Annotated in this window: 4 protein-coding genes; 3 read left to right on the top strand and 1 reads right to left on the bottom strand. The window is 38.4% G+C overall.

Features of this window, described 5'->3' with window-relative positions; genetic code table 11:
- The first annotated feature begins 234 nt into the window (after positions 1-234).
- The 3 genes from FWE37_09150 to rpmE all read left to right on the top strand — a co-directional run bounded on the left by FWE37_09150 (position 235) and on the right by rpmE (position 2621).
- Positions 235-978, top strand: a complete 744-nt coding sequence (locus FWE37_09150; GenBank protein ID MCL2521144.1) for a BsaWI family type II restriction enzyme — start codon at positions 235-237, stop codon at positions 976-978.
- Entirely contained in the window at positions 979-2223 is a 1245-nt protein-coding gene (locus FWE37_09155; GenBank protein MCL2521145.1) for a modification methylase, read from the top strand.
- Positions 2224-2414: 191 nt separating this feature from the next.
- On the top strand, positions 2415-2621 hold the full coding sequence (gene rpmE / locus FWE37_09160; protein MCL2521146.1) for a 50S ribosomal protein L31: 207 nt from the start codon (positions 2415-2417) through the stop codon (positions 2619-2621).
- Positions 2622-2677: 56 nt separating this feature from the next.
- Here rpmE and sppA read toward each other — a convergent pair whose 3' ends face one another.
- Entirely contained in the window at positions 2678-4447 is a 1770-nt protein-coding gene (gene sppA, locus FWE37_09165) for a signal peptide peptidase SppA (GenBank protein MCL2521147.1), read from the bottom strand.
- Positions 4448-4486 lie beyond the last annotated feature (39 nt).

Raw genomic sequence — 4486 nt, forward strand, 5'->3', positions numbered from 1 at the left:
CGAATAAACCCTTTCGTTAAAGAGTTTAGTGTCCCTATTTCATTCCTTGAACCTGCCATAACTTTCTCCTTCTTTCATTATAGCTTGTCCTCGAATAGCTTAACATATACAGCAATGACAAAGTACACTAGTGTGGCACTCCCGGTAAGTTAGGTAACTATCCTTTTATAGGTACTAAATTCTAGTTTTTTGCTTCTTGTTTACAAAAGTAAAGTTATATGTTAATATAGGTTAATGAATAAATACACTCTAACTGCAGAAGAAACTTTACAACTAAAAAATATTCAAAATGCTTATTACATGCAGCCATCATTGGCTTTATGTGATGAATTTTTAGTTGAAAATGGTGTTAAATTAGCCTTTAATCAACTTTATAATTTTTTGCAGTTAGCTTTTCCTAAGGTGCAAATTATTTTAGAGGAACGCAAAAAAGCAGGTTTAATTAATGATATATCGCAAACGCAAAAATCAATCGTAGGTAAAAGTTTCTCTAACTTAATAGAATATGTCTTTTTAAAAAATAAAGAGGCAGGAAATATTGAACCACATATTTTAATTACCAGTAAAAGCACAGCTGTTAAAAAATTTGGTGAAGACTTTACTATTTATGTTGATGGTGAGCAGCAAAAACCAGACTGTGATTTGGTTATTTATAATAGTGTTACTAACAAATTTATTATTTTATCACTTAAAACCTCTCTTCGTGAAAGGGCTGGGCAAACCTACAAGTGGAAGTTATTATTAGAAATTGCCCACTCTTCCAGCGATATTAAGGCCAAGTACGATATTGAATATAAGGGGAAAAATATCCCTCTAGTCTGTTTTGCTACGGTTAATTTTTATAATGAAATTAATAACCCACAACAACGCGGAATGTTTAAGTTTTTTGATAAAGCCTTTATAGCCAAAGAGGTGGAACATGGCGATTTTATTGCCGATTTTTCTACCTTGCCTACATTCATTAAGGAAAACTTATAAATGTATAAGGTTATTCGTAATAAAGAACTTGATTTTTTAGGTCAATCATACTCTACGGTTTCTCCCAATTTACATAAATACCCTGCCACTATGTTACCACAAATTGGTAACTATTTGCTTAATGAACTTAACGCCAACAAGGGAAGTATGCTCGACCCTTATTGTGGTAGCGGCAGCTCTTTTGTGAGCGGCTTACAAGCAGATTTTGAGAGACTAGTTGGTTATGATTTAAATCCGCTCGCTATTCATATTTGCCAGAGTAAGTTCACTAAAATTAATTTAAATGAATTAAAGCAACAAATTATCAAGTTAAGAGAAGCTGTTTATGAAGCTTTAAAAAAAGATAGTTTATCTTTACTGGATAATGAAAGTGATAAAATAACGAATTTTACTTATTGGTTTTCGGCAGAAGTAGCGAGAGATTTACGTTTAATAAAATATTTTATAAATTTTATAAAAAAAGAGGGTAGTAAGAAATTTATCTCACTTGCTTTTGCCGAAACTGTACGCGAATGTTCTTATACACGCAGTAACGAATTTAAAATGTATCGTATTAAAGAGGAGCAGACTTTACTCTTTAATCCCGATGTTTATGGCTTATTTTTTGCTAAATTAGAGCGTAATTTAGCTATTTATCAAAGTTGTTATTACCCATTATTGACGGAAAAGAGAGAGCTAAATTTTCATAATAATGTTTTTCATAACAGCAATAAAAAATATGATGTGGTTCTAACCAGTCCACCTTATGGTGATAGTAAAACCACTGTAGCCTATGGCCAGTTTTCCTTATTTGCCAATGCATGGGCTGGTATAGAGAGAGCTAATAGCTTAGATAATAATTTAATGGGTGGTAAAAGAGCAAAAACTTTATTTGAAAATAGTTTAATTAATACTCAACTTTGGCAAATTAATGAACAAGATGATAAACGGGCATTGGAGATTTCAAGCTTTTATTATGACCTTGATAGCTCTATTCGGGAAGTTGCTAAGGCCGTAAAGTTAGGAGGGTATGCCATTTATGTAGTGGGTAATAGATTAATTAAAGGGATAACTTTAGCTACAGACCAATTTATTGCCGAGCGTTTTGAACGATATGGTTTTAAACATTTAATAACCTATCAAAGATTGCTTAGTAATAAACGTATGCCCGTACAAAATTCACCTAGTAATGTTAAAGGTATTAAGGCTAATACGATGCTTTATGAGTATGCTGTTGTTTGTACGGCTGTAGGTAATAAAAGTTAAAAGATATTTTTTATTGAGTACCTATAAAAGGATAGTTGCGATAAGTTAGCATAAAATTTCCCTTTCTAAATTATATTTAAAAGGAAAACAGCGTATCTAACATTATGGCCGCCTTGACAAAACAAGCTAACTTAATTACAATAATCATAAATTTACTGAGGAGCGCTCCCATAGCACCGGAGCAAATAACCATGAAAAAAAACCTACACCCTAATTACATTGACGCTACCGTAACCTGCGTTTGCGGTAACAGCTTTAACACCCGCTCTACACGCGGTAACCTTAATGTAGAAATTTGTTCGGCCTGCCACCCATTTTTTACCGGTAAACATAAATTGGTAGATACCGCCGGCCGTATCGATAAATTTAATAAGCGTTATGGCGTAAAAAACACCTAACCTATAACTACTCATTATTGAGCAGCCTATTAAAGCCAAGTTTTAGCTTGGCTCTTTTAATTGTAAATTACTCTAAAGGGCTCTATGGCCATTAAAGACTCTTGGTTATAGAGGTTAAAATTAAAGGGGCTAGCCATAACGGGCAAATTTAAATTACTAGCCGCAAGCAGCCGTCTGACAAAAGAGGTACCAAAAGAGGCTTGGGCTTCGTGGTAGCTAATATTATAGTAATTAAGTTCGGCTAAATTAGCGGCTTGCTCGATGGCTTGGGCGAGGCCGCCGATGTTATCTACTAAGCCTAACTCTAAAGCAGCCGGACCGCTAAAGATACGGCCTTGCGCCAGCTCATCGGCCTCCATTAAGTTACCGGCCCGTCCGTTATCTATTAATAACTGCAAAAAGTTTTGATAGGTAAAATCTACCGAAGATTGCATTAAGCTAAGTCTTTCGGTGGTAGGTTGGCTAAAGGGCGAAAGCGGGTAAGCATGGTTGGTGGTGGCCAGGCCATCGCTGTAAATACCGTGTTCGGCTAAAAGGTTATGGGCCGCCACAAAGTAATTAAATACCCCAATCGAGCCGGTTAGGGTAATGGGCTCGGCCCAAATTTCATCGGCCGCTAAACTAAAAAGGTAAGCCCCGCTGGCCGCCGCCCCGCTCATAGTAATAATAACCGGCTTATGTTCTTTGGCCTTAAGGATAGCCTCGTACAGCTGCCAGCTGGCCATTACTTCGCCGCCGCCTGAATTTACCCTAATAACGATAGCGGCTACCCTATTATTATGAGCTAGGTCATCAATAATATTGGCATAACTGGTGGCGTTAATAACTCCCTCTACCTCTGCGCCATTCATAATGGTACCGGTGGCATGGATAACGGCAATTTGCGGGGTACTGCGGTTAAGCCAGTTGCGCAGCCGGTTGCTGCCGTGCCTTCTTAAGCCGGTTAAATAAGCGCTGTGCGCTAGGTAATTGGCATCTATGCCTTGCTCCAGCAGTAAATCTTCCAGTTGGTCCCACATATCATCGTAACTGGCGATGTGGTCTACCAAGCCGTGCTCTAAAGCCAGTAAGGCGGCATTATTCCCGGCATTTACCAGCAAGGCCGGGCGGTTATCAACATAATGGTTAAAACGTTCGGTATTAAGGTTGTTTTGGCCGGCTAAAATATTGGCGGTGATGGCCTGCCAATAATCTTGCATAAAGGCAGCATAAAGGGCATGGTTACCTTCGGTCATTTGGTTGGCTAAAAAGGGCTCTACGGCGCTTTTGTAGCTGCCGGCCCGGCTAACATAGGCGGTAAGGCCGTATCTTTGCAAAGCTTCGGCAAAATATAAATTTTGCATCGCCACTCCGCTTAAGTTGATGCTGCCAAAAGGGTTAAGCCAAATGACATCGGCAAAGGTAAGCAAGCTGTAGCCGGCCGTGCCTACATTGCCGGCATAACCATATAAAGGCTTGCCGCTTTCGCGGTAAATATTAATGGCGCTTATAACTGTTTGTACGGCCCCTATGGTAGCGCCGGCAAAACCGTTTAAGTTAATAAATACGGCATCAATACGGTTATCATCGGCAGCGGCCGCTAAGACACGGGCAATATCGCGGGCATAATGTTCGTTGCCCCTAAAACTTTGCGGGCTGGCTTGCTCCAGCAACACGCCGTTTAAATTAATAATTAATAAATTAGAGTTAGCCATTGGCGTGGGTACTTCATCGATACGGCCGGTGAGCACTAAAAATACGAGTAACATTGCCAAAAAAGCTATTAGGGTTATTAACATAAAAATACTGTGCAGTATTTTGTAAAAAGTGGTAAAAAGTTTAGCCATAATTTAATATAGCTTTATTTGCTGTTTTAGTCTAGGCCA

It is taken from the genome of Spirochaetaceae bacterium, from assembly GCA_009784515.1.
GTDB lineage: Bacteria > Spirochaetota > Spirochaetia > WRBN01 > WRBN01 > WRBN01.